Origin of the sequence: Pseudomonas sp. MWU13-2517 (assembly GCF_023242545.1) — a bacterium.
GTDB lineage: Bacteria > Pseudomonadota > Gammaproteobacteria > Pseudomonadales > Pseudomonadaceae > Aquipseudomonas.
In genome coordinates, this window is sequence record NZ_JALMFA010000021.1 from 1 (window position 1) to 23730 (window position 23730).

A 23730-nucleotide genomic window follows, 5' to 3' on the forward strand; every position below is an offset into this window, starting at 1 on the left:
TTCCTTCTTGACTGATCGGCATTAGCCCCTCGGGGCTCCGTTTTTTTTTGCTGCATACACCGATCCAAGGTGGGAGGGAGTTGCTTCGGTCAGTGGTATTCCAATTGGTGCATCGCTTTCTTATCAATCCCTTTTTAGGTGCAAAAAAAGCCTGATTTCTGAATTTATTTATATCTAATGCACCATTTAAATTCACAAAGGCGACATTTTGCGCTTTTCAGGTGCGGCATGAATTGTTAAGGTCCGGGTCAAATCGACCCTAATGACAATAAATTTGCCGAGACTGTTCATGACCGAATCCGTCGAGTCCTTCCTCGCCCGCCTCAAGAAACGCGACCCCGACCAGCCAGAATTCCACCAGGCCGTAGAAGAAGTCCTGCGTAGCCTCTGGCCTTTTCTCGAAGCCAATCCCCACTATCTGGCGTCGGGCATCCTGGAGCGCATCTGCGAGCCGGAACGCGCAATTACCTTCCGGGTGTCTTGGGTGGATGATCACGGCAAGGTTCAGGTCAACCGCGGGTTCCGCATCCAGATGAACAGTGCCATCGGCCCGTACAAAGGCGGGCTGCGTTTTCACCCCTCGGTGAACCTCGGCGTACTGAAGTTCCTCGCCTTCGAACAGACCTTCAAGAACTCCCTGACCTCGTTGCCCATGGGCGGCGGCAAAGGCGGCTCGGACTTCGACCCGAAAGGTAAGAGCGATGCCGAAGTCATGCGTTTCTGCCAGGCCTTCATGAGCGAGTTGTACCGCCATATCGGCGCCGACGTGGATGTACCCGCCGGCGATATCGGCGTGGGTGCCCGTGAAATCGGCTTCCTGTTCGGCCAGTACAAGCGTTTGAGCAATCAGTTCACCTCGGTGCTGACCGGCAAGGGCATGACTTACGGCGGCAGCCTGATCCGCCCTGAGGCCACAGGTTTCGGTTGTGTGTACTTCGCCGAAGAAATGCTCAAGCGCGAGGGCCAGCACGTTGAAGGCAAGCGTGTGGCCGTATCGGGTTCCGGCAACGTCGCGCAATACGCGGCGCGTAAGGTGATGGACCTGGGCGGCAAGGTGGTTTCCCTGTCCGACTCCGAAGGCACCCTATACGCCGAAAGCGGTTTGACTGAGGAGCAATGGTCGGCCCTGCTGGCGTTGAAAAACGTGCAGCGCGGCCGTATCAGCGAGCTGGCCGAACGTTTCGGCCTGGAATTCCGCAAAGGCAAAACCCCATGGGAACTGGCCTGCGATATCGCCCTGCCATGCGCCACCCAGAACGAACTGGACGCCGAAGCCGCCCGCCTCCTGCTGCGCAACGGCTGCATCTGCGTGGCCGAAGGTGCCAATATGCCGACCACGCTGGAAGCCGTGGATATCTTCATTGAAGCGGGCATCCTGTTCGCGCCCGGCAAGGCTTCCAACGCCGGCGGTGTGGCCGTGAGTGGCCTGGAAATGTCGCAGAACGCCATGCGCCTGCTGTGGACCGCGGGTGAGGTGGACAGCAAGCTGCACAACATCATGCAATCGATTCATCATGCCTGCGTGTACTACGGCGCAGAAAACGGCCGGGTCAACTATGTGAAGGGGGCGAACATCGCAGGCTTTGTGAAAGTCGCCGACGCGATGCTGGCCCAAGGCATCGTCTAAGCCTCGGGCTCGATACGCATGACTTCGATCAACTGATCGCCGACGGGGCGTTTCCACAGCACCTCGTCACCCACCTGGGCGCCCAGCAATGCGCGACCCAGAGGCGAACCCCAGTTGATCAAGTGGGCGTGGGCATCGGCTTGGTCTTCCCCGACCAGTTGAATGCGCTGCTGTTCGTCTTGCTCATTGGCAAAGGTCACCCAACTGCCGATCTGCACCTTGTCGGTAGACAAGGCGGGTGCCACGACCTGGGCGCTCTGCACGCGCTGGTTGAAGTAGCGCAAATCCCGCTCAAGGTCAGCCTGGCGCTGCTTATCGGCTTGCTCGCCCTTGGCGGATTCAGCACTGTGCTCGTGCTGCAATTGCGCAACCCTGGCCTGCAACTGCGCCAGCCCTTGGGCGGTCAGGCGGTTGGGTTGCCCACTGACTTGACGCTCCACCGGCTGATCGGCCTGGGCGGCGGCGTTGTCCTCATTTACAAAAGCTCGGCTCATGACGTTCTCCTTCTATGGAGCTTGGGCCGTATTCGCCGCGCTTTAGTTTCGACGGATGTCTGAAAGCGACCTATTGCGAGCGATAGGCCCTGGCGGCGTCGCGGTCCTTTTCCTGCTGCCAGGCGCGCTCACGCTCGTCCCAGTGGTTGTCTTTGTAGTCACGCAGTTCTTCGTTCTCACGGATCGCCTTGCACTGGCGAAAGCCATCTTCCCAACCTTCGGCGTATTCGCGGTCTTTCAGATAGCGCGGTACGTTCTTGCGAAACTCCCCGCTGATCACCCCAGCGGCTTGGCGACCGCTGCTGCAGCCATCATCGAAGCCATCGGCAAAGGCCGGTGGATAACCCTTGGCCAGCAACTCTTGATGGGTCGACTGGCAACCCGACAACCCCACTACCGCACACAGCATGACCGCATACCGCCACATGACTTGCTCCCTGGCCGTTTCACGGCTGATAGGGAAAGTCTAGAAGGGGATTTGTCGGGGCGTTGTGAAAGGGCTGTGAGAACAGTGTTGGGTTAAAGGGCCATCAACGATGATTCCCTTTAAATTGCAGGACGATTCCTAGACAATCTCGGCCCTATTGCGCCATAAGATTTGAGTGTCTAGCCTCCTCGGGTCGCTGCAAAACAGCGGTTGGGTTTAGCGACCCGAGAAACGTAGATACGACCTCCTCAACAACTTTGGCTGGCATTTTTTGCCTGCCTTATCGTGTTATGGCGGCTGTGCGCGGGAGACCTTCGGGTCTACCGGGTTTCTAGGTTACCGGTTCGCTAACCCGCGTACAGCTGCCACCTCTCCATGTTTAGCGACATGCTTTGGCAGTTTCTACTTCTTAACCTAAGAGAAACACCATGTCTAAAGTCGTCCCAGACCCGCCCCTATCTTCAATCACCACGCTCGGCGTAGTTACCTTCGGCGACTACGGTGAAAACGAAAAGCCACTGTTTCGCGTCAATTCCGGCATGCCGATTGATGAAGCGCTGGAACACGCCTCCACTTTGCTCTTCTACTCCAAGAAACTCGCCATGGAAGCTGCGATGGATGTACGTGGCGAACAATATGCCTGGGCTGCGCATTATCTGTGTGAGATGGGCAAGGCCGTCGTGGACGACCTGACCCAAGCGATGACCCCCCAAACTTAAAGACCTGCACTGCCTGTGTGGCGAGGGAGCTTGCTCCCGCTGGGGCGCGAAGCGGCCCCGCTCTTTGTTTACAAAGAATGGGACTGCTGAGCAGGCTTGAGTCAGTAGTGGTACCACTTCACTTCAAGCATCACTTCATTCATCGGCGTCGACAAGTGGCTGTACTCGCGCTGTGCACTCAGGCGCAGGCCGAGGTTACGCGACAGTTCCCACTGCTGGTTCAGGCTGATACTGCGCCGTACTTCACCATTGGTGAAGAAGTCCCCCTTGGCTTCCAGGCTCAAATTCCCCAGCGGATTTTTCCACAGCACGCCGGTATTGAACCCGGCAGCAGGGGAGATGGCTTCGCTGAAGTCGTTGTTGTGCTCCACACGTACGGTGCCGAGGGCGAAACCGAGCATGTCGTCGCTCAGTTGCCAGGTGCTGCCGGCACCACCGTTGACGTGGGCGACCAGGGGCTGGTCGTCGTGCTTGCCCGGCACGCGCTCCAGGCCGCCGGTAACTTGCCACGACCAAGGTTGCAAAAGGGCATTGCGCGGGGTCAGGGAGCGGATGGTGGCCAGGTCCAGTTGCTGCAGTTGCCAGTGATTGCCTTCGTACTGGCGCAGTTTCGCTTGCAGGATCTCGATCTGCGCACCGAGCGGGAAGCCTTCGGCGTTGTCGTTGAGGTCGTGGTAGGCCATGCGCAGGCCGTACTCGCCGAAGGTCTTGCTGCCGCGTGTGCCGATACCGGCCTGCCAGGTGCGTGACTCATGGCCGTTTTCGGGGAGGCCGGGGCGTTCGATTTTGAGGTCGGGCGCGGGGTTCTGGTTGATGGCGCGCAGCAGTTCGAAGCTGCGCTGGGAGCGTTCCGTGTCGCGCTCCAGGCCATTGGCGCGGTAGCGACCGAGGCGATAGGCCGCGTCGATGATCAGCGCCTGTCGCTCACGGGGCAAGGCTTTGAAGGCCGGTGCCTGCAATTGCTGCTGGTCATCGCTGACTTTCAATACCCATTGCTGTTCATCGCTATCCAGTGGCTTGGCGCGCTCCAGCAATTCGCGTTCGCGGGAAGGGCGGTAGTCGATCTTCTCTACCAGCCCGGCATCCTTCACCGCTTTGACGGTGTCGGTGGGAATGGCGGTCAACGGGAATTGCTCCGTCAGGCGCAATCCGGGGCGGGCCACTTGCAGCAGTTCCAGCAGGCGGTAAGAGCAGTTTTCGTCGAAGAAGAAGTAGTCGAACTGGATCTGCTTGAGCTCCCATACATGTTCGACCATGCGTTCAGTTTCGACCTGGGTCAGGTTCAGGCGGTATTCCCACAGGTCGCGGTTTTCCAGGCTGCGGTATTCCGAGAGTTTTTCTTGATAGGGCACCAGCGCGAACAGGCCGGGGTAACCCCCCATCAGGCCCTTCCAGGCGTAAAGAATGCTGTTGTCGGAGCCTTCGATATAGGCACCGAAGTTGATCGCATAGCTGAGCAGGGCGGTGTTGTTGCTCTGCACGTCAGCCTGGTCGATGCGCAGCAACGTGTGACCGAACATCGACGAGGGGCTGTTGAGGTAGGCCGCCGGGAAAATCATCACCGCGCTGTGGGGCGCGACGTCCTTGAACCACTGTTTGAATTCCGCGCAGTCCACGGCGGGCAGGTCGGTCAGGTGCAGTTGATCCTTAAGCCAGCGGGTTCGTGCGGGGTACACGCATTGGGCGTGTTTTTCACCCAGGCTTGCCGGAGCATACAACGCTTCAACGGTGGCCTTGAGTTCGGCATCCGGATGGTGGGCGCCATCGGCCGCAATGAAGAATTTCTTGTCGCTGACATAACTGCGCCAGCCGCTGATTTTGCCGGCTTCGTAGTGGCCCAGGGACAGCCAGAACGGATCGTTGGCCAATTGCTGCAAACGTTGATCATCAATAGGCGCGGCCGCATACAGCGGGGCGCAAGCGAAGAGTGCCAACCAGGCAAAGCGTTTGAGCATAGGGGCAACTTAAGTCGGAATAAGTGAGACCCAAAAGGAGGGGGGCGGGTCCAAAAAATAAGGCCCGCGTCTCGCAACAAGACGCGGGCGGGTCGAGCTTAAGCTTGGGTAGCGTACTTCGCCAAGCGGGCATCGCCTTTCAGTACAGCGAGGGTATTGGTGTGCACGTCGTCGGCGGTCACGTCAGCTTTGCTGAAGATCTGCTGGAAGTGCTCGTGGGTCACTGCCGCAAAGTGCTCGCGGTCCTCAGGGGCTACGCCCAGTACCACCGCGTAGGTGGTCAGTGCTTCGCCATTGCCTTTGGCCATGTCTTCGGACAGCTCGTTCATCATGCCATTCATGGCAATCCAGGACTTGCCGCCGTAGGTCAGCTTGCTGTTGGTGTTACAGCCGTTGGTGCCCGAGGTCATGCCGAAGGTGGCGTTACCGGAGGTGCCGTTGGTGGTAGACGCGAGGAAGTGCGCCGGCGTACCGCGCTGGCCTTCGAACAGCATGTTGCCCCAACCGCAGTTCGGGCCGCCTGGTGCTTCTGCCATAGCATTGAGGGAGACAACGGTGAAGAGAGTACCAAGAAGGATCCGTTTCATAGCTTTGTTCTCTTTGTGTGCAAACCAATGGACAAGGGGTTCAGGCGCGTTGCGGCGCCCTAGGGGCCAGTTATTAGTCCAACCCGCGCAGTTTGGAGTTTAGGCATGAACCTAGGGTTCCGTTACTTTTTATAAAACAATCGGCCTTATCGCAATTTTTTTGTAGGGCGCCTACCGCAGCGCAGCTTTCCCAACAGCGCGCCTTGCCATAGCGCGTAAGCGAGAGCCAGAATGCCGTCATCTGCCCCGCCTGATGTAAGGAAGCCCGATGCCTGATCCTGTTGCTGCCAGCCTGCGTCTAGCGCCCGAAGCGCTGACTCGCCCTTTCTCCGCTGAACAGTTCAGCTTCTCGACCACCAATGATTTGGAGCCTTTTCGCGGTGTGCTTGGCCAGGAACGTGCGGTCGAAGCCTTGCAATTCGGCGTGGCCATGCCACGTCCCGGTTATAACGTGTTTGTCATGGGCGAGCCCGGTACTGGCCGCTTTTCGTTCGTCAAACGCTACCTGAAGGCCGAAGGCAAACGCCTGCAGACCCCGGCGGACTGGGTCTATGTGAATAATTTCGATGAGCCGCGCGAACCGCGGGCACTGGAGCTGCCAGGCGGTACTGCCGCAGCGTTCATTGCCGATATCAACGGCCTGGTCGACAACCTGGTGGCCACTTTCCCGGCGGTCTTTGAACACCCGACTTATCAACAGCGCAAAAGCGCCATTGACCGCGCCTTCAACCAGCGTTACGACAAGGCTTTGGACGTTATCGAACGCCTGGCCCTGGAAAAAGATGTGGCGTTGTACCGCGACAGTTCCAACATCGCCTTCACGCCGATGCTCGACGGCAAGGCGCTGGACGAAGCCGAGTTTTCGCAATTGCCGGAGGCCGAACGCGAGCGCTTCCACAACGATATTTCCGAGCTGGAAGAGCGTCTCAACGAAGAACTGGCCAGCCTGCCGCAGTGGAAGCGTGAGTCCAACAACCAACTGCGCCAATTCAACGAAGAAACCATCACCCTGGCCCTGCAGCCATTGCTTGCCCCGCTGTCGGAAAAGTACGCGGAAAACGCCGCCGTCTGCGGTTACCTGCAAGCCATGCAGGTGTACCTGCTCAAGACCGTGGTGGAGCAACTGGTGGACGACGCCAAGACCGACGCCCAGGCGCGCAAGCTGCTCGAAGAGCAATACTGCCCGAGCCTGGTGGTGGGCCACGCGATCAACGGCGGTGCGCCGGTCGTATTCGAGCCGCACCCGACCTACGACAACCTGTTCGGTCGTATCGAATACAGCACCGACCAAGGTGCGCTCTACACCACCTACCGCCAACTGCGTCCAGGTGCCTTGCACCGTGCCAATGGCGGTTTCCTGATCCTTGAAGCCGAAAAAATGCTTGGCGAGCCGTTTGTATGGGACGCGCTCAAGCGTTCCCTGCAGTCGCGCAAGTTGAAGATGGAGTCGCCTCTGGGCGAGCTGGGCCGCCTGGCCACCGTGACCCTCAACCCACAGATGATTCCGTTGCAGGTCAAGGTGATCATCATTGGTTCGCGTCAGCTCTACTACGCGTTGCAGGACGCCGATCCGGACTTCCAGGAGATGTTCCGCGTACTGGTGGACTTCGACGAAGACATCCCGATGGTCGACGAAAGCCTGGAGCAGTTCGCCCAGTTGCTCAAGACCCGGACTTCAGAAGAAGGCATGGCACCGCTGACCTCCGACGCAGTGGCGCGCCTGGCTACCTACAGTGCGCGGCTGGCGGAGCATCAGGGGCGCTTGTCGGCGCGGATTGGCGACTTGTTCCAACTGGTCAGCGAGGCCGACTTCATTCGCCATTTGGCAGGTGACGAGATGACCGACGCCGGCCATATCGAGCGCGCGCTCAAGGCCAAGGCCACGCGCACCGGGCGTGTGTCGGCGCGGATTCTCGATGACATGCTCGCCGGGGTGATCCTGATCGATACCGCCGGTGCAGCCGTCGGCAAGTGCAACGGGTTGACGGTGCTGGAAGTGGGCGATTCGGCGTTCGGCGTGCCGGCGCGGATTTCCGCCACGGTGTACCCCGGCGGCAGCGGGATTGTCGATATCGAGCGTGAGGTCAACCTCGGTCAGCCGATCCACTCCAAGGGCGTGATGATCCTCACCGGCTACCTGGGCAGTCGGTATGCCCAGGAATTCCCGTTGGCGATCTCGGCGAGTATCGCGCTGGAGCAGTCCTACGGTTACGTGGACGGCGACAGCGCCTCGCTGGGCGAGGCCTGCACGTTGATCTCGGCGCTGTCGAAAACGCCGCTCAAGCAGTGTTTTGCCATCACCGGTTCGATCAACCAGTTTGGTGAGGTGCAGGCGGTGGGCGGGGTCAACGAGAAAATCGAAGGCTTCTTCCGTCTCTGCGAAGCCCGCGGTTTGACCGGCGAGCAAGGGGCGATCATTCCCCAGGCCAACGTCGCTACGCTGATGCTCGACGAGAAGGTATTGCAGGCGGTGCGCAACGGCCAATTCCATATCTATGCCGTGCGTCAGGCGGATGAGGCGTTGAGCCTGCTGGTGGGCGAACCTGCCGGCGAGCCCGATGCAGAAGGGCAATTTCCGGAAGGCAGCGTGAATGCGCGGGTGGTTGAGCGTCTGCGGGTGATTGCGGAGATGATCAGCGAGGAAGACCTGAAGGAAGCTGAGAAGGAAGCGGCGCTGCAAGCGCTGGCCGAAGCCAAACCCACCTGATCCAGGGTGGGTGGCGAAGCCCAAACCAGGCGTTTCACACTCGTCGGACACACCGCGGCGGCCCTTTGGCCGCTGCGGGCAAGCCGGCTCACTACCGGTGGTAACTTCGCCAAATAATTGACGAACACCACGGGCTGATGCCCGTTGGTCTCTACAATCTTGGTTTGTCGTGGTTTTCTTCTATTCTCATCTCAAGGGATATCCACAGGAGTCGCAGGATAGAAACAGCCTCGCCATGTGCTTGAGGTTGAACACCGATCTACCGAGGGGCGCCGCCATGTCGCGCAACCTTAGCCTTACCCGCCAATGCCTGGGCCTGGTCACCCGTATTGAATGCTCCATTCGTCCTCTTGCTGGGGATAATGGGATGTGGACCTTGTTGTTTGCCGCCGGAATGACCGGTGAACAGCCCTCCACCATCAAGTCCCAAGGCCCGTTTCATGGGCCTTTCGTGGCAGAAACCATTCTTCAGTCGATAGTCGACAGCCTGACCCTGCACGGTTACGAGCAGGCTGATGAACCGCAAATCTGGTGCCTGCATATGCAGGCACATCTGCGGCAGCTCAATGGTGGGCAGGAACGTCTGGCCCTGTAATCCGGCTACTTGGTCTCAGGCTTGTCCAACTTGACCTCGAAGCCGTATTGCACGGTGTTCAGGTCGGTGCGCTGGTAGCTTTCCAGAGCAGTCGGCTGGCCATAGAAATAGTGCACGTCGAACATTGCCGTGCCGTATTCCTCCGCGCGGTGGCTGACCGCGAGGATTTCCTTGAGGTAGTTGCCGCTGGCGTCCTTGGCGTAGAAGCGCCAGCTGTCGGAAGGGAACGCCTTCTGATCGACGATCAGGGCGTTGTCTTTGAGCGTCAGCCCCTTGGGCAGTTTGGCGACGTCAATCGTGGCTTTCTCGATATTCGCCAGGAACAAGGGAATCGAGCCGACTACATATTCCGGGGTTTCCGGGAACAGGTTGAGGTCGTAGGTGAGCGTGCCACGCGCCGCGTCCAGCTCAAAGGCTTCGCTGGGCAGCTCGATGGGCTCGCCGCGTTCGCCCTTGTCATCCGCCGTGAAGAAGGTAATGGGTTCGTCGCTGCTGTTACGTTCGCTGCCCACCAGGTCGTCATTGAAGGTGAAGGGGTGGTCGAACACGATCTTGGCGGCGCTGGCATCGTCGGTCGATTGGCTGACGGTGATGCTTTTTTTCAGCTGGTCTTCGGTCATGCTCGCGTCTTTGAGCCAGTTGGCGGCGCTGTCGTCATACACCGTGACGGGCATGGGCAAAGCTTGCACCGTCTTTTGCAGGCTGTTCCTGTCGAAGCGCATCACCGGCAGATCGAGGTCCTTGTGGGTCAGTGTCGCTTTGGAAAAGTCCAGGACGTTGACCTGCAGATTGTCGATCAAGCCATTGAAATACACCTTGGCGTAATGGCTGCTTTGCTTGTGTTCGAAGGCTTTTTGCTCGTCGGTAAGCTGCTTCTCGAAAGCATCGGACCATGCCTTCTGTTTCTGCATTTCGGCCAGTTGCTTCTCATAGAACGCCACTTGCGCCGCACTTTCGTTGATCGAGCCCGAACGCGTCAGAAACTGCCCGGTGCTGTCCCTTGCCTGCACCAGCAAAGGGTTAGGCGACTCGTCGCCGACTTCCGCGGCCAAGGGCTCGCTGTTGGTCAGCTCGATCTCGGCGTAGTTTTTCTCAAGCAACACCAGGTTGAGGGTGATATTGCCCTCGGTGCGTTTGTGGCCCACGTCCTTTTTTGACAGGTCGAAGGTCAGCACCTTGCCCGGTGCCACTACTTCAACCGTGCCTTTGAGGCTGACAGGTTGAGGCTGGCTCTTATTGTCCGTCTCGACACCTTCTATGAAGGGATAGGTCACCGTCAGGTCGTCGGGGTTGGTCAGGTTGGAGCTGCTGGGGCTCAGTTGAATGCCAGGATCGGTTTCCGACCATTCCGGTTGGAAAGGGATGACCTTGTTGTTGCTCAACGTCACCGACTGCCATTCCAGGCCGTGGGGGAAGGGGAACTGGTCAGGGCTGTTGAAGTTGAACGGGAAAACCGGCTGTAGATCCGTGAGGTAGTCGGAGTGGGAGGTTTTGCGCAGCACGAACAGGCCGTTGATGTAGGTGTCCACCAAGGCTTGGGGCGTGGGGTAATGCTTGAGCAAGGCCAAAGTGTCTTCGCCGTATTCGGCTTCGATCGGCTTATTGGCGAGCTTGGTGCGCGCCCGTTCCAGCAGTAGCAGCGAACCGCCCAGGTCGGCGATCGCATCCCGCAGTTTGGGGTCTTGGATGCTGTCCAGTGACTGTTCGAATTTTGCGGTTTTCTCTTCGAGGGTCGCCTGCTTCTGCTCTTCTTTGGGGGAGCAGCCGCTGGCTATCAGCAACGCCGCACACAGGCCGATGCTGGCCAAAGGGGATCGCACATCCATCATCTGAGTCTTCCTGTCCGACATCATCGAGCCGAGTGAATGGTCTCGACACTAGCAGAAAAACGCTCTTACAGATGCCACCTGGGTCAGTTTTCTCGCGGTGACAGGTAGCGGGTAGCGGCTGGTATACTCGCCGCCATTTTCAGTCATGCTGTGTGAGATCCAATGGAACGTTTTATCGAAAATGCTATGTACGCCTCGCGCTGGCTGCTGGCGCCCATTTATTTCGGCTTGTCCCTGGGGTTGCTGGCGCTGGCGCTGAAATTCTTCCAGGAAGTGATTCACCTGCTGCCGAGCGTGTTCTCGATGGCCGAGTCCGAGCTTATCCTGGTGCTGCTGTCGTTGATCGACATGGCCCTGGTCGGCGGCTTGCTGGTGATGGTGATGATTTCCGGCTACGAGAACTTCGTCTCGCAGCTGGATATCGATGAGAACAAGGAAAAGCTCAACTGGCTGGGCACCATGGACTCCTCCTCGCTGAAGATGAAAGTGGCGGCGTCCATCGTGGCGATTTCGTCGATCCACTTGTTGCGCATCTTCATGGACGCCAAGAACGTCGATCCACAACACCTGATGTGGTACGTGATCATTCACATGACCTTCGTGATCTCGGCGTTCGCCATGGGTTACCTGGACAAGGTCACCAAGCACTGATGACCCGCGCCGGCCTTACTGCTCCGCGAAGTAGTAAGGCTGGCGGCCGATTGCCATCTGTTTGATCACCGTCACCTTTTCATTCAGTCGGTCGGTGTGATCCATCAGCGCAACGTTGCCCGGTTTTGCCGTGAGGAACGCGCGCAACTCGGCTTCGGTTTGCAGGATGGGCACGTACGCTTGCATGTAGAACACCCCGGCGCCGGCGATCCGCTCATTAGGCTGGAACATCGCCACTTCCCGGCCTTGCGCCTGCAGTGCCTGCAGCTGGCTGATTACCGGTACGAATGACTCGACGGCGTCCGCCTTGGGGGCGAACCAGAAGGCAGCGCTCATATAGCAGGCAATGAGTACGCCGAACACGCCGCCGATCACCTGGCGGTGGTAGCTATACGCGTGCGGTTTGCGCTCTTTCAGCCATTGCAGCAGCACCTGCCCATATTCGGCTGCGAGTACGGCGGCGGCGGGTGTGAGTGACATCAGGTACACGGTGCGCTTGCTGGAGGCCAGGGTCAGCAGGGTGAACTGCGCTACCAGCCACACGCTGAAAAACAGACGGTAGCGATTGCGCACCAGGCTTTTGCGAAAGTGCCACAGGCCCAAATACACCAGGATGTTCCAAGGCAAGAACGCTTCCGGCAACTTCGCGATGTAGTAGTAGAACGGCTCGTAATGCCCGGCTTCCACGAATGAGCCGCTGAAGCGGCCGACACTATTGGTCCATAGCACCTCGCCGACCGCCTGCATCCCGCCACGCTGGTACAGAAACCCCAGCCAGATCAGTAGCGGCACCAGCGCCAGCAGCGTGAACAACGCCGGCTTGAGCCAGTCGCCAATGCGCAGGCGCTTATCCATCAGGCTGGTCACGGCCAGGTACACGAAGATCACAATGCCTGGCATGGCCAAGCCCAACACACCCTTGCTCAGGGTGGCGATGACCATCCCCAGGGTAAACAGTGCCCAGGCCCAGGCATTGGAGCCCTGGCGCTCGGCTTCGGGGCGCATCGCCTGGTAGAACGCCAGCAAGGCGGTGGTCACGCCGAGGCTGAGCAATGAGTCTTCACCGACACCGCGCACGTTGCCCCAGTAGCTGGCCATGGTCGCGAGGATCAATGCGGCGCAGAACGCCAGAGGCTTCGGACGGCCAAACTTGCGCAGCATCCCGTAGAACAGCATCACGCTGAACAACCCGGCGAATGCCGACGCCAGGCGCACAGCCCAGGTCGAAGCGCCAAACAGGCGAATGGCGCCGGCGTCCAACCAGAGGCTCAGGGGCGGTTTTTCCAGGAAAGGTTCGCGAAACAGGCGCGGGATCACCCAGTCGTTGTCCAGGTGCATGGCCATGGCGATCCCGGCCACGCGGGCTTCGGTTGAGCCTTGCAGCTCATGGCCGCCAAGGGCGAAGAAAAATAACAGACCAGCGAGAAGAAGCAGCAGAGAGGCGGGGCGCGTCATGGATTCTGGCTACCGGGAAAATGGACCGATCGGGGGATCGGTCGTGGACGATCAAGCAGTATACGAAGGTGATTCTTAACATTTGGTGAATCAATGTGGGGTTTTTGTAAGGCTGGCCGGCCCCCCCCATTCAAGGCCGTTTCAAGCTGGGTAACGCTGCCTTGCCTTGCTCGGTCAGGACCGGCGCCAATTGCTCCCAGGTGAAACTCAGCTCGTTGTCGCAGCCGTCGCCCGTGGCCCGCGTCGAGAGCTGCACGCCTTGGGTGTTGAAGCTCAGGTCGAAGGTGGAGTAGCTGGTGATCGCTGGGCAGCCTTCGTCAGTGGTGGTCTGCCGGGCCAGCCAGGTACTGAATTTGGGCGGCAGCTTCACGTGGCCGGAGTAGGCGTCATACCACTCCTGGTGCCCGCCGAACCAGGCCCAGGGATCGACGCTTTCACCGGTCTGCAGGTTCCAGGAGTGCAGGCCCCAACTGATCCCATTGGCTCCCGTGCCGGCGGCCCAACGGTAGAACCTGACGGTGATGAACTGCGACGACCAGTACGTGGGTTCCACTTCAATTTCGCTGGTGTTGGCCGAGCCGTTGCGGCCCAGGTATTCGCGCCGTTCCTGCAAGTATTCCATCTGGTCATCATCGCTGACGGCCAGGGCCGCGAGTTGCTGATTGATCTTCTGAATCGCCGGGCCATCGCCCTCGAGCTTGAGCGTGGCCCGGGCGCCTTGGGTCTTGAGCTGATAGCGGTGCTCGCCGAAGGTTTTATTCTCGGTCTTGATCGGTAGAGGAGCCGCTTCCATGGGCGCGTTGTAGGCATCGCTGCCACAGCCTTGCGTGCCGATGCGTTGCAAGTTGAGTGGCAGCGTGGTGCCGCCCTGGGTTTTGCTCCAGGCACCTGAAAGCGTATCGCCGTGCGGTGGTTGCAGCGTCCAGAAACCGGTGTTGTCCGTTTCGACCCACGGCGCGTTGTCGTTGGCTTGGGTCAGTTGGATGGGGGCGAGGATGCGCTGATAGTAATAACTGCCGTGCTCGCCATCGGCACCGTTGAAGCAGGCCACGATGGCGGATTTGCCCAGGGTGCCTTTCCACACCCCGGCGAGGTCGGCAGCGCCGGCAAACAAAGGTGTGCAGGCGAGGGCAATGACAGCAAGGGGCTTGAGCACGGGTATCTGACTTCCGGTTGTCTGATAAGGGCCGTCAGGGTAATAGGTCGTGTGACGCGATTCCAGTAGGCGATTCAGACCGGGCTGTAGATCCGCGGTGCGCTTCGATGAGGCACGTGAATCAGGTTGAGGTGGTGTTTGCGTGCCCATTGCACCGTCAGGACGGTGGGTGCCGACAAACTGACCAAGGTACCCAGCCTGGCCCTGACTGCTTTGTGAATAAGCTCAAGGCTGCAACGACTGGTGACGACCGTGAAGCCGCTGCGTGCATCGACCTCTGCCTGCTGCATGGCCCCGATCAGTTTATCCAACGCGTTATGCCGGCCAATGTCTTCACGGCACAGCAATGCTGAGCCGTCAGCATCGAAGTGCAGCGCTGCATGCAGGGCGCCGGTACTTTTTCCCATGACTTGAGCGGCTTCGATGCGCTCACGCAAACCCTTGAGGTGGTGTGCGGGCGGCAGGGGCGCCGGTTGCAGGATGTCCAGTTGGGGCAGTGCCTGCTCCAGCGCTTCCACCCCGCACAATCCGCAGCCGCTGGTGCCCGCCATCTGTCGCCGGTGGTCTTTCAGCGCCCAGAACGCTCGATTCGAGACGTGTACGTCTGCCTGGCAGGCCTGATCAAAATGCGTGAGTTGGATGTCGTAGATTTCACTCAGGTTGTCGATGATCCCATTGCTCACGCTGAAGCCGCGGATGAAGTCTTCGATGTCGCCAGGTGAAACCATCATCACGGCTTGGCTCAAGCCGTTATAGCTGATGGCCAGGGCGATTTCCGCCGCCAGCGCCGCTTCGGCGACCTGGCCGCCTTCGTCATATTCTCGATAGACGACGCTACGCGGCTGCGGTGCGGGGGCATTGGCAGCGGCCGCTTCAACGGGGTGTTCGACTCGGCAAATCATGGGTAAACCTCCGGTACGCTAGCTCGCACTCTTGGCGGTGAACAGTTTCCTGGCTTCAGTAAAACATTTTTCGGCGATGGCCGAGCGGGGCTCGGTCTTGCGCATGACCATGCCCAGGGGCGCGAGCACACTGGCATCCGGCAGGTTGATAAAGGCCAGGTGCTCGATGGGGCTCTCCATGCCGCTGTCCAACGGCATAATCGCGCAGCAGAAACCTTGGTGGATCGCCTGGAGCAGTTGATAGGTCGAATCGCTTTCGAGAATGGGCTGGGGGTCGAGGCCGCGACTGCGGAAGCTCAGATCGATGGATTTTCGATAGTGCATACCATTGCTGATCATCCCCAGGGGCAACTTGGCGGCATCTTCCCAACTCATTTCGGTGCCTTCGAAATGGAAGTGCCGGGTGTCGTACAACAGGCCGACACGGGTCTCACCCAACTCGAAAAAGTCCAGGTAACTGGCATTGACGTGCTCCAGGTAACACACGCCCAGGTCCAGTTGGTTGGTGCCCAATGCTTCGATGATCTTGTCCGAGCTCATGGACGACAGGCTGAACTTGAGTTCGGGAAACGAATGGGACAGGCCCTGAATATAGCTGATCGGGTTGAAACCACTGAGCGGCACCAGGCCCAGGCGCAAGTTACCGACCAACTGACCGCGACACGCCGCCGCTTCAGCGAACAACCCGTCATGGGCGGCAAGCAAGGTTCTGGCCCAGGCCAGTACGCGCTCGCCGGCCTGGGTGAAACCTTCGAAGCGCTGACCACGGGTGACCAGTTCCAGGCCCAGCTCATCCTCCAGATTGCGCAACCGCATCGACAGTGTCGGCTGGGTGATATGACAACGCGCGGCCGCCTGGCCGAAGTGGCGAGTCTGCTCCAGCGCAATCAGGAATTTAAGTTGCTTGATGTCCATTAAGGCACCTGCCCGGGAGTAAATAAGAGGTCGTTATGAGTGCCTGTGTCTGAAGCCCGCAAGTCGCAGCGAATGAGAGAGCGGACCCTCTCATTGTAAGGCTTGTGTGTCCAATCACCTCTATTGAAGGCGTGATTGATTCGCTCGATAACGCCGTCAGCCGGCGGATGCCGGCGGCGTTACGTTGCGGGCGACTTCTCCGACGCTTCCCCGAGGGGATTCATCCAGTCCTTGAGTCGCCCCGGGCAGCGGGTCGATACAACCTGACATCCGGCTGATTTGAGTCAAAGAGGGATGTGGGTTGTCGACAAAACCTGGCGCAACCCCATGAACGAACGAATCTGGCGAACCCCGGGCAGGTAAAGCAATTGCTCCGCGTGGAGCCGGTTGAAACTGTTGCTGTCCTTGGTTCGGATCAACATGAAGTAGTCGAATTCCCCCGTCACCACATGGCATTCCATGCAGCCGGACACCTTTTGCGCCGCGGCCTCGAAGGCGGCGAAGGATTCCGGCGTGGAGCGGTCCAGCACCACGCCGATCAACACCACCATCCCTGCATCAAGCGCTTGATTGTCCAGTAACGCGACAATGCCTTTGATCAGGCCCGCCTGCTTGAGGCGTTCGACGCGTCGCAGGCAGGCCGGTGCGCTCAGTTTTACCTTCTCAGCGAGCGCCACATTGGAGATGGAAGCGTCTCGCTGCAGGGTCTTGAGAATGGCGCGGTCGGTCCGGTCCAGCGGGTGCGGCTCAGCACCTGGGCTGCCGGGTTTGTCGTGGTTATTTGTTGCGCTCATAGTTGTTTGCACACAATAAAAATAGATTTTATCTGCTACTTGGTAACTTATATTTCTTTAATGGATTGAAACTTGCAACACATATTTTTGGCTTTGTTCTTAATATTGAACTCATCGAAGCCCCCCTGAAAGCACCTGGAACGCAGCCTTTTTTGCCTTTCGGTCTGGCGCTTGGATATCCACTGAACAAGGAGCAGAGTCATGAACCTGAATCGTTTTAAACGTTATCCGCTGACCTTCGGTCCTTCGCCCATCACGCCCTTGAAACGCCTCAGCGAACACCTGGGCGGCAAGGTCGAGTTGTATGCCAAACGTGAAGACTGCAACAGTGGCCTGGCCTTCGGCGGCAACAAGACACGCAAGCTCGAATATCTGATTCCCGAGGCACTCGAACAGGGCTGCGACACCCTCGTGTCTATTGGCGGGATCCAGTCGAACCAGACCCGGCAGGTCGCCGCCGTCGCTGCCCACCTTGGTATGAAGTGCGTGCTGGTCCAGGAAAATTGGGTGAACTACTCCGACGCCGTGTATGACCGGGTCGGCAATATCGAGATGTCCCGCATCATGGGGGCGGATGTGCGACTGGACGCAGCGGGGTTCGACATCGGCATCCGGCCAAGCTGGGAGAAGGCCATGAACGACGTAGTGGAGCGGGGCGGCAAGCCGTTCCCGATACCGGCGGGTTGTTCCGAACATCCCTACGGCGGGCTCGGGTTCGTCGGCTTTGCCGAGGAAGTGCGGGAGCAGGAAAAACAACTGGGATTCAAGTTCGATTACATCGTGGTGTGCTCCGTGACCGGGAGTACCCAGGCCGGCATGGTCGTCGGTTTCGCCGCCGACGGCCGTTCGAAGAACGTGATCGGCATTGATGCCTCGGCCAAGCCGGAGCAAACCAAGGCACAGATCCTGCGTATTGCCCGGCACACCGCTGAGCTGGTGGAACTGGGGCGTGAGATCACCGAAGACGACGTGGTGCTCGATACACGCTACGCCTACCCGGAATATGGCTTGCCCAATGAAGGTACGTTGGAAGCCATTCGTTTGTGCGGCAGCCTTGAAGGTGTGTTGACCGACCCCGTGTATGAAGGCAAATCCATGCACGGGATGATCGAAATGGTCCGCCGTGGCGAGTTCCCCGAAGGCTCGAAAGTGCTTTACGCACACCTGGGCGGGGCACCTGCGCTGAACGCCTACAGCTTCCTGTTCCGCAACGGTTGATTAACGCCAATAACCTGCAGGAGTGAGCTTGCTCGAAGCGGTGGGTCAAGTCGGCATCAATGTTGAATGTCAGGCCACATCGTTGGATCGCCGCACAGAGCAAGCGGCTCCTACCCAACTGCCGGGAGTACCGCCATGCATGCGATATCGCAATCCGCGGTCTGGATCAAGGAACCTTCGGCGGATGTCGGAGTGGTCATCGTTACCAGCGCCGAGTTGCCGAAATACATGATCGACACGCTGCACGTGGCGATAGATGACTGGGACCAGGTGGCTTATCTGGCCATCAAGCAATCCGAGGTGTTGATGGCCGACTGGTTGCGGGTCGGGTCCAGCCCGGAGCAATCCGCTGGGGGCTACGCGTGTTATGCCAGCCAACTGTTGCGCTCTGTTCCCCACGGTAGTTTTTTACTGGATGTCGAAGTCGGCACGGTTCCCGGCTTGGCCTGGCTGGGGTCCGTACACGGTCATCCGTTGCGCGTGGTCGAACTGGGAACGATCGCGTTATCCACCGCAGCGATGGATCGACAGGTAGAACAAGTGCTTTCGGCGACCCGCAGTCTGGCGAAAAGCGTGCTGCAGGCGCGCGGCGTGATTTAGCCAGTGGCGCGCCAATTCCCCCAAACAACCAGGGCGACGCCTATGAGCCAAGCTGCCGACTGTCGTACCAATGCCCTGAAATGGATGCGCGAGCCTTCAAAGTGCACACGTATCGTGGTCATCGCGTGCGGGCTTGATAGCGATCATATTGACTTGGTTCATCAGGGTTTCAGCTGTTTTGACAATGTTGCACTGATCCATGTCGATGCTGTGAACACGATGGCTGGCCAGCTCGTTGAAGTGCGAGTGGCCAAGAGTGACTACTGTTTTGTAGTGCTCGGTGAACTGGACGAGCGTTTATTGCACGACCTTTCCATTGGCCGTACCTGTATCTACCCGATTGCTTCAGACGGGGCGGCCGAACGCTCGGTCATTGCGGCGGTAGAACAGGTGAAAAGCCTCGCTCGAGTGAACCGTTCGCACCACCTTGAAGTGTTACCCGACACCTGCAGCCGTTGCTCATAAGCCCAGCGATTGCTAGAGACCCATTACCTCAATTGCTTTCGCCGATAGCCAGAATGGTCGCCACCAAGGCCTGAGCGCGAGGCACCAGTGTGTCCAGTTCCAGGTATTCATGATCGGTGTGGACCTTGCCGCCAACCGGCCCGAGGCCACACAGGGTTGGAATGCCCAGGCTGGCGGTGAATCCGGAGTCGGCACAACCGCCGGTGAATTCGCCTTCGACGCTGAAACCCAGCGCCAGCGCTTTTTGTTGGTAGATGTGCAGCAGCCGTTCGCTGTGGCGGGCTTCCATCGGTAGAAAGGTCGTCGCTTCCTTGAGGATGGCGCTGGTGCCGATCAGTTCTTCTTCTGCGACGATGGCCTGGATTGCACTAAAGATCCGGTCCCAGTGCTTGAGTTCGATGAAGCGCACGTCCAGCCGGGCAGAGGCGATAGGCGCAACGGTGTTGCTGGAGGTGCCTCCGGATATCAGGCCTACGTTGGTGGTGATGCCTGCCGGGTAGTCGGTCAAGGCGTGGAGCTTGACGATCTTGCGGGCGAGGGCCTCGATGGCGCTGGCTCCGTCGGCATGGTTGACCCCGGCATGCGCCGCGCGGCCGCGGACTTCGATGATCAGCGTGGCACCGCCTTTGCGTGCGCTGACCACGTTACCGCTGGCCCGTCCGGGCTCGGTATTGAGCACGGCGCGTGCGGCTCGGGCTGCATTTTCGATGTGGGCTCTGGCGCTGCCGGAGCCGATTTCTTCGTCACCGGTGTACAGAACCTGCACCGGGTAGGGCAATTGACCGGCGCGCTTGAGTGCCATGAGGGCGAAGCAATTTAGCACCAGGCCGCCTTTCATGTCGGCGACGCCGGGGCCGTAGGCAATATTGGCGTCGCGGCTGTAGCCGCGAGTCGTGGTAGTGCCTTTGGGAAACACCGTGTCGCGATGGCCCAGCAACAGCACTGGCTTTCCAGATTCGCCTGGCACTTCGGCAAGCATCACGTCGCCAAAACCATCGACCGGTATGCGCTTGAGCGGGATACCGTCGGCTTTCAGTTCAGCCGCGAGCAGCGCGCCCACCGCGTCGACGCCCGCCTTGTCATAGCTGTTGGAGTCGGTGTCGACGATACGCTGCAGCAGCATTTCCATGGCGTGGCGTTGGTCAGCCAGCCAGTCCAGCGCCTGTTGCGGCGTGGCGTTCATTGCACCTGCTCCCTTAATTGATGCTCCTGAGTCAGGCGTGTCGCGTCGTTACCCAGGTCCCAGAAGAGCCCGGCCATGATTTGCAGGCTTTCCTTGACCACCGGTGCCAGCAAGTGCTCGTTCGGCGCATGCTGTGAGCATGCCGGGTATGAGTGCGGCACCCACAGCGTTGGCAGGCCGAGCACGTCCGCGAACACGTCGTTGGGCAGCGAGCCACCGAGGTTTGGCAGCAGCGCGGGTTTTTTGCCGGTGGTCTGTGCCAAGGAGCTGAGCGCCCAATTGACCCATGGGCTTTGCGGGTCCAGGCGCGTGGCATGCATCACATCAATGCGGCTTTGCCTGACCTCGACATTGCTGAAACCATGCGCATCCAGGTGAGTACGCACCGCCGGGATAAAGGTCCTGTAGTCGCTGTTCACCACGAAGCGGATATGGCAGTGGGCGTTGGCCTTGCCGGGGATCGCATGCACGGGGGCGTCCGGGTTGCCGGTCTTGAAGGCGATGACGTCGAGGGTGTTCCAGCCGAATACCTTTTCGCTCAGCGAGAGCGCCGGGTTACCCCAGTTGGCGTCGATGTCCGGATCGCCCGGCCCGCCACCGACGTCAATATCGGCCAGTGCCTGCCGAACCGGCTCCGGCAGTGTCTCGGGCATCAGCCCCGCTACCTTCACCCGACCGCGTTCATCGACCATGCTCGCGATGGCATTGGCCAGAATGATGCCGGGGTTGGCCAACAACCCGCCCCAGTTGCCGGAGTGATGAGCGCCTTCGCGCAAATCGACCACCAGTTCGAAGTTGAACACCCCGCGTGAACCGAGAAAAATCGTCGGTCGTGACGCCGCCAGGCGCGGGCCGTCCGAGGCGATGAGAATATCCGCCGCCAGCTCTTCAGTGTGCGCTGCACAGAACGCATTCAGGCCCGGCGAGCCTTCTTCTTCGCCCATTTCCAGCAGCAGTTTGACGTTGAAGCCCAGCTTGCCGTCGCGAGCCTTGAGCGTTTGCTCGAGCGCGGTCAGGTTGATCAAGTGCTGGCCTTTGTTATCCGCCGTGCCACGGCCGTACCAGCGATCGCCTTCGACAGTGACCTGCCACGGCGACAGGCCTTCACGCCATTGCGCTTCATAGCCGCGCACCACATCACCGTGGCCGTAGCTGAGCACGGTCGGCAGTTCTGGATGTTCAATGCGCGTGGCGATCATGAAGGGGCCGCGCTCTGCCACCGGGTTGTCATAGATCTTGACGCTGAAGCCCATCGCCTCGACATGTGGGGTGATGAAGTCATTGAGGTAGCGATACAGTTCGGGTCGGCTGTCCGCTGCCTGGCTTTCGGTGTGCAAGGCGACGCTACGTTGGAGCAGATTGAAAAATGCGCCGTTATCGAACTGCTCTGTGGTGTTGCTGATAGCCAGTGAACGACTCATGAGTGGACAAGCTCCAGTGTTTGGGCAGAGTTATCGTGAAGGTGGCAACGCACGTTGCCGCCGATAAGCGGGCCATTGGCCGGATAGGCCGTTTTGCAAGGGGCGAAGCAGCTCGGGCAGCGCGGATGGAAGGCGCAGCCGGACGGTGGCGACATGGGGTTGGGGAAGGTACCGTGCAGGCCGATTTCGGGGATGCCCAGGCGCGGATCGGGCGTGAGCACCGAATCCAGCAAGGCGCGGGTATAAGGGTGGCCGGGTTTGGCGAACAACGATTCGCGCGTGCGTTCTTCGACGATACGCCCCAGATACATCACCGCGACGCGGTCGGCGAGGTGTTCGATGACCGCCAGGTTATGGCTGATCAATAGATAGGTCAGGCCGAATTCGCGCTTGAGGTCTTGCAGCAGGTTGAGAATCTGCGCCTGCACCGACACGTCCAGCGCCGAGGTGGGTTCGTCGCAGATCAACACGTCAGGGCGCATGATCAACGCCCGGGCGATGGCCACCCGTTGCCGCTGGCCGCCCGACAGTTGGCTCGGATAGCTGTCGATGACCCGTTTGGGCAGGCCGACCACATCGAGCATTTCTTCGGTTTTCTTGCGCCGCTCGGCGGTGCTGCCGATGCCATGCACGATCAGCGGCAGAGTCACGATTTCGCGCAACGTCTTGCGTGGGTTCAGCGAGGAATACGGGTCCTGGAATATCGGCTGAATGTGCCGGGACATTTCCTTGCGATCAGTCGCCGCCAGATGTTTGCCGTTGACCAGCACGTCGCCGCTGGTAGGGGGCAGCAGGCCGAGCAGCATCTTGGCCAGGGTACTTTTGCCGCAACCGGACTCGCCTACCAGGCCGAGGGTCTCGCCACGCATCAGGCGCAGGGAAACGCCATCAACGGCCTTCAGGGTGGCGGCAGGTTTGAAAAAGCCTTTGTTGATTCGAAACTCGCGACGGATGTCGCACAGCTCCAGCGTAATGTCTTTTTTCATGACCGTGCCCTCTCCTGAAGGCAAATCGGTGCCGGGGCCGGAGCGGCGAACAGGCAGCGCGCCATGTGTCCGTCCTGTTCGACTTCGGGGATGTTTTGCGCACAGGCCGGTATCGCCTGAGCGCAACGATTACGGAACGCACAACCGTGCTGTTCGCCCACCAGACTGGGCACCAGGCCTGGAATTGAACCCAGCGGTTCACCCGGTTTGGTCCGTCCGGGGATTGGAATACTGGCCAACAGACCACGGGTGTACGGATGCTGCGGATTTTCGAACAGTTGCAGGGCAGGGGCGGTTTCAACAATTTCCCCGGCATACATCACGGCGACCCGATCGGCGATTCGTGCCACCAGCCCAAGGTCGTGGGTGATGAAGATCACCGCCAGGCCGAGTTCTTTCTGAATGTCGCGGATCAAGCGCAGGATCTGCGCCTGGATGGTCACGTCCAGTGCCGTGGTTGGCTCGTCAGCGATGATCAGGTCGGGCTCACACATCAATGCCATGGCGATGATCACCCGCTGGCGCAAACCGCCGGAAAGTTGATGCGGGTACTGACGCAAGCGTTCGGTGGCATTGCTGATACCGACTTTCTCCAGCATCTGCGCGGCGCGAGCCAGGGCCTCCTTGCGTGACACTTTGCGATGCTGAGTCAGCACTTCGCTGAGCTGATCGCCAATGCTGTAGGCCGGGTTCAGCGAGGTCATCGGTTCCTGGAAGATCATCGCCAGACGGTTGCCGCGCAGGTCGCACATGCGCCGTTCGCTCTGGCCGAGCATGTCGATACCGTCCAGCGTCAGCCGGGACGCGGTGCGTTTGGCCTTGCGTGGCAACAGGTCCATCAGCGCCAGTGAGGTCAGGGATTTACCGCATCCGGATTCGCCGACGATGCACAGCATTTCACCGCGCTCGACTTCAAAATCCAGACCGCGCACGGCATGCAGCATGTCATCCGGCGTCGGGCTGTTGCCCATGGGGATGTCCACGCGCAGGTTTTCCACATGGAGTAGTGCCATGTTCGGTACCTCTGTCAGTTATGGCCGTCTG

Annotated in this window: 22 protein-coding genes; 8 read left to right on the forward strand and 14 right to left on the reverse strand. The window is 59.5% G+C overall.

Annotated features, from left to right (window positions below):
* Positions 1-289: 289 nt before the first annotated feature.
* Positions 290-1627, forward strand: a complete 1338-nt coding sequence (gene gdhA, locus M5B97_RS25130; protein WP_248733004.1) for an NADP-specific glutamate dehydrogenase — start codon at positions 290-292, stop codon at positions 1625-1627.
* Here the strand turns inward: gdhA and M5B97_RS25135 are convergent.
* Positions 1624-2121: a GreA/GreB family elongation factor gene (locus M5B97_RS25135; protein ID WP_123715807.1), complete on the reverse strand. Its 498-nt coding sequence runs from the start codon at positions 2119-2121 to the stop codon at positions 1624-1626. The two genes, gdhA and M5B97_RS25135, sit on opposite strands and share 4 nt — an antisense overlap.
* Positions 2122-2191: 70 nt before the next feature.
* The gene (locus M5B97_RS25140) at positions 2192-2548 is read right to left on the reverse strand and encodes a hypothetical protein (RefSeq protein WP_123715808.1); all 357 of its coding nucleotides are present in this window, start codon (positions 2546-2548) and stop codon (positions 2192-2194) included.
* Between the two features lie 428 nt (positions 2549-2976).
* On the opposite strand from M5B97_RS25140, the gene M5B97_RS25145 reads away from it, so the two are divergent.
* Positions 2977-3267 carry a DUF3077 domain-containing protein gene (locus tag M5B97_RS25145; protein WP_248733005.1) on the forward strand — a complete coding sequence of 97 codons (291 nt, stop codon included), beginning with the start codon at positions 2977-2979 and terminating at the stop codon, positions 3265-3267.
* A 101-nt stretch (positions 3268-3368) separates the two neighbouring features.
* Here the strand turns inward: M5B97_RS25145 and M5B97_RS25150 are convergent, their stop codons facing one another.
* Together M5B97_RS25150 and M5B97_RS25155 are read right to left on the reverse strand one after the other, a co-directional pair.
* Positions 3369-5222: a DUF4105 domain-containing protein gene (locus M5B97_RS25150; RefSeq protein WP_248733006.1), complete on the reverse strand. Its 1854-nt coding sequence runs from the start codon at positions 5220-5222 to the stop codon at positions 3369-3371.
* Between the two features lie 98 nt (positions 5223-5320).
* Positions 5321-5809: a DUF3015 domain-containing protein gene (locus M5B97_RS25155; RefSeq protein ID WP_060752297.1), complete on the reverse strand. Its 489-nt coding sequence runs from the start codon at positions 5807-5809 to the stop codon at positions 5321-5323.
* A 268-nt stretch (positions 5810-6077) separates the two neighbouring features.
* On the opposite strand from M5B97_RS25155, the gene M5B97_RS25160 reads away from it, so the two are divergent.
* Together M5B97_RS25160 and M5B97_RS25165 are read left to right on the forward strand one after the other, a co-directional pair.
* A complete protein-coding gene (locus M5B97_RS25160; RefSeq protein WP_123715810.1) occupies positions 6078-8516 on the forward strand; it encodes an ATP-binding protein in 2439 nt (812 codons plus the stop codon).
* A gap of 277 nt (positions 8517-8793) precedes the next feature.
* Positions 8794-9111: a hypothetical protein gene (locus tag M5B97_RS25165; protein WP_123715811.1), complete on the forward strand. Its 318-nt coding sequence runs from the start codon at positions 8794-8796 to the stop codon at positions 9109-9111.
* Positions 9112-9116: 5 nt separating this feature from the next.
* Here M5B97_RS25165 and M5B97_RS25170 read toward each other — a convergent pair whose 3' ends face one another.
* A complete protein-coding gene (locus M5B97_RS25170) occupies positions 9117-10940 on the reverse strand; it encodes a hypothetical protein (RefSeq protein ID WP_248733007.1) in 1824 nt (607 codons plus the stop codon).
* A 162-nt stretch (positions 10941-11102) separates the two neighbouring features.
* On the opposite strand from M5B97_RS25170, the gene M5B97_RS25175 reads away from it, so the two are divergent.
* Complete coding sequence (locus M5B97_RS25175; protein ID WP_017253710.1) at positions 11103-11591, forward strand: TIGR00645 family protein; 489 nt, start codon at positions 11103-11105, stop codon at positions 11589-11591.
* Positions 11592-11606: 15 nt separating this feature from the next.
* On the opposite strand, the gene M5B97_RS25180 is transcribed toward M5B97_RS25175, so the two are convergent.
* The 5 genes from M5B97_RS25180 to M5B97_RS25200 all read right to left on the reverse strand — a co-directional run bounded on the left by M5B97_RS25180 (position 11607) and on the right by M5B97_RS25200 (position 16813).
* Positions 11607-13046: a phospholipid carrier-dependent glycosyltransferase gene (locus M5B97_RS25180; RefSeq protein WP_248733008.1), complete on the reverse strand. Its 1440-nt coding sequence runs from the start codon at positions 13044-13046 to the stop codon at positions 11607-11609.
* Between the two features lie 130 nt (positions 13047-13176).
* On the reverse strand, positions 13177-14202 hold the full coding sequence (locus tag M5B97_RS25185) for a hypothetical protein (RefSeq protein ID WP_248733009.1): 1026 nt from the start codon (positions 14200-14202) through the stop codon (positions 13177-13179).
* 74 nt (positions 14203-14276) lie between these two features.
* The gene (gene fdhD, locus M5B97_RS25190) at positions 14277-15104 is read right to left on the reverse strand and encodes a formate dehydrogenase accessory sulfurtransferase FdhD (protein ID WP_248733010.1); all 828 of its coding nucleotides are present in this window, start codon (positions 15102-15104) and stop codon (positions 14277-14279) included.
* Between the two features lie 18 nt (positions 15105-15122).
* Complete coding sequence (locus M5B97_RS25195) at positions 15123-16019, reverse strand: LysR family transcriptional regulator (protein ID WP_123715817.1); 897 nt, start codon at positions 16017-16019, stop codon at positions 15123-15125.
* 284 nt (positions 16020-16303) lie between these two features.
* Positions 16304-16813, reverse strand: coding sequence for an Lrp/AsnC family transcriptional regulator (locus M5B97_RS25200; RefSeq protein ID WP_134660592.1), 510 nt, complete (start codon positions 16811-16813; stop codon positions 16304-16306).
* Positions 16814-17014: 201 nt separating this feature from the next.
* Here M5B97_RS25200 and M5B97_RS25205 point away from each other — a divergent pair, with 201 nt between their 5' ends.
* The 3 genes from M5B97_RS25205 to M5B97_RS25215 all read left to right on the forward strand — a co-directional run bounded on the left by M5B97_RS25205 (position 17015) and on the right by M5B97_RS25215 (position 19096).
* On the forward strand, positions 17015-18031 hold the full coding sequence (locus M5B97_RS25205; protein WP_123715819.1) for a 1-aminocyclopropane-1-carboxylate deaminase: 1017 nt from the start codon (positions 17015-17017) through the stop codon (positions 18029-18031).
* Between the two features lie 135 nt (positions 18032-18166).
* Positions 18167-18631, forward strand: a complete 465-nt coding sequence (locus M5B97_RS25210; protein ID WP_248733011.1) for a transketolase — start codon at positions 18167-18169, stop codon at positions 18629-18631.
* Between the two features lie 42 nt (positions 18632-18673).
* On the forward strand, positions 18674-19096 hold the full coding sequence (locus tag M5B97_RS25215; RefSeq protein ID WP_248733012.1) for a hypothetical protein: 423 nt from the start codon (positions 18674-18676) through the stop codon (positions 19094-19096).
* A gap of 28 nt (positions 19097-19124) precedes the next feature.
* Here M5B97_RS25215 and M5B97_RS25220 read toward each other — a convergent pair whose 3' ends face one another.
* Genes M5B97_RS25220 through M5B97_RS25235 form a run of 4 tightly spaced genes read right to left on the reverse strand, consistent with a single transcriptional unit; the run spans position 19125 to position 23699 of the window.
* The gene (locus M5B97_RS25220; RefSeq protein WP_248733013.1) at positions 19125-20279 is read right to left on the reverse strand and encodes a M20 family metallopeptidase; all 1155 of its coding nucleotides are present in this window, start codon (positions 20277-20279) and stop codon (positions 19125-19127) included.
* On the reverse strand, positions 20276-21700 hold the full coding sequence (locus tag M5B97_RS25225) for a M20 family metallopeptidase (protein WP_248733014.1): 1425 nt from the start codon (positions 21698-21700) through the stop codon (positions 20276-20278). Before M5B97_RS25225 ends, M5B97_RS25220 begins: the two co-directional genes overlap by 4 nt.
* Positions 21697-22686, reverse strand: a complete 990-nt coding sequence (locus tag M5B97_RS25230; protein ID WP_123715824.1) for an oligopeptide/dipeptide ABC transporter ATP-binding protein — start codon at positions 22684-22686, stop codon at positions 21697-21699. Before M5B97_RS25230 ends, M5B97_RS25225 begins: the two co-directional genes overlap by 4 nt.
* Positions 22683-23699 carry an ABC transporter ATP-binding protein gene (locus tag M5B97_RS25235; RefSeq protein WP_248733015.1) on the reverse strand — a complete coding sequence of 339 codons (1017 nt, stop codon included), beginning with the start codon at positions 23697-23699 and terminating at the stop codon, positions 22683-22685. Before M5B97_RS25235 ends, M5B97_RS25230 begins: the two co-directional genes overlap by 4 nt.
* Positions 23700-23730 lie beyond the last annotated feature (31 nt).

Coding starts and splice junctions, on each gene's coding strand:
- M5B97_RS25145 (WP_248733005.1), top strand. CDS start 2,977: ATGTCTAAAGTCGTCCCAGACCCGCCCCTATCTTCAATCACCACGCTC.
- M5B97_RS25155 (WP_060752297.1), bottom strand. CDS start 5,809: ATGAAACGGATCCTTCTTGGTACTCTCTTCACCGTTGTCTCCCTCAAT.
- M5B97_RS25220 (WP_248733013.1), bottom strand. CDS start 20,279: ATGAACGCCACGCCGCAACAGGCGCTGGACTGGCTGGCTGACCAACGC.
- M5B97_RS25195 (WP_123715817.1), bottom strand. CDS start 16,019: ATGGACATCAAGCAACTTAAATTCCTGATTGCGCTGGAGCAGACTCGC.
- M5B97_RS25180 (WP_248733008.1), bottom strand. CDS start 13,046: ATGACGCGCCCCGCCTCTCTGCTGCTTCTTCTCGCTGGTCTGTTATTT.
- M5B97_RS25165 (WP_123715811.1), top strand. CDS start 8,794: ATGTCGCGCAACCTTAGCCTTACCCGCCAATGCCTGGGCCTGGTCACC.
- M5B97_RS25175 (WP_017253710.1), top strand. CDS start 11,103: ATGGAACGTTTTATCGAAAATGCTATGTACGCCTCGCGCTGGCTGCTG.
- M5B97_RS25200 (WP_134660592.1), bottom strand. CDS start 16,813: ATGAGCGCAACAAATAACCACGACAAACCCGGCAGCCCAGGTGCTGAG.
- M5B97_RS25230 (WP_123715824.1), bottom strand. CDS start 22,686: ATGAAAAAAGACATTACGCTGGAGCTGTGCGACATCCGTCGCGAGTTT.
- M5B97_RS25135 (WP_123715807.1), bottom strand. CDS start 2,121: ATGAGCCGAGCTTTTGTAAATGAGGACAACGCCGCCGCCCAGGCCGAT.
- M5B97_RS25235 (WP_248733015.1), bottom strand. CDS start 23,699: ATGGCACTACTCCATGTGGAAAACCTGCGCGTGGACATCCCCATGGGC.
- M5B97_RS25205 (WP_123715819.1), top strand. CDS start 17,015: ATGAACCTGAATCGTTTTAAACGTTATCCGCTGACCTTCGGTCCTTCG.
- fdhD (WP_248733010.1), bottom strand. CDS start 15,104: ATGATTTGCCGAGTCGAACACCCCGTTGAAGCGGCCGCTGCCAATGCC.
- M5B97_RS25170 (WP_248733007.1), bottom strand. CDS start 10,940: ATGATGGATGTGCGATCCCCTTTGGCCAGCATCGGCCTGTGTGCGGCG.
- M5B97_RS25210 (WP_248733011.1), top strand. CDS start 18,167: ATGCATGCGATATCGCAATCCGCGGTCTGGATCAAGGAACCTTCGGCG.
- M5B97_RS25215 (WP_248733012.1), top strand. CDS start 18,674: ATGAGCCAAGCTGCCGACTGTCGTACCAATGCCCTGAAATGGATGCGC.
- M5B97_RS25150 (WP_248733006.1), bottom strand. CDS start 5,222: ATGCTCAAACGCTTTGCCTGGTTGGCACTCTTCGCTTGCGCCCCGCTG.
- M5B97_RS25140 (WP_123715808.1), bottom strand. CDS start 2,548: ATGTGGCGGTATGCGGTCATGCTGTGTGCGGTAGTGGGGTTGTCGGGT.
- gdhA (WP_248733004.1), top strand. CDS start 290: ATGACCGAATCCGTCGAGTCCTTCCTCGCCCGCCTCAAGAAACGCGAC.
- M5B97_RS25160 (WP_123715810.1), top strand. CDS start 6,078: ATGCCTGATCCTGTTGCTGCCAGCCTGCGTCTAGCGCCCGAAGCGCTG.
- M5B97_RS25225 (WP_248733014.1), bottom strand. CDS start 21,700: ATGAGTCGTTCACTGGCTATCAGCAACACCACAGAGCAGTTCGATAAC.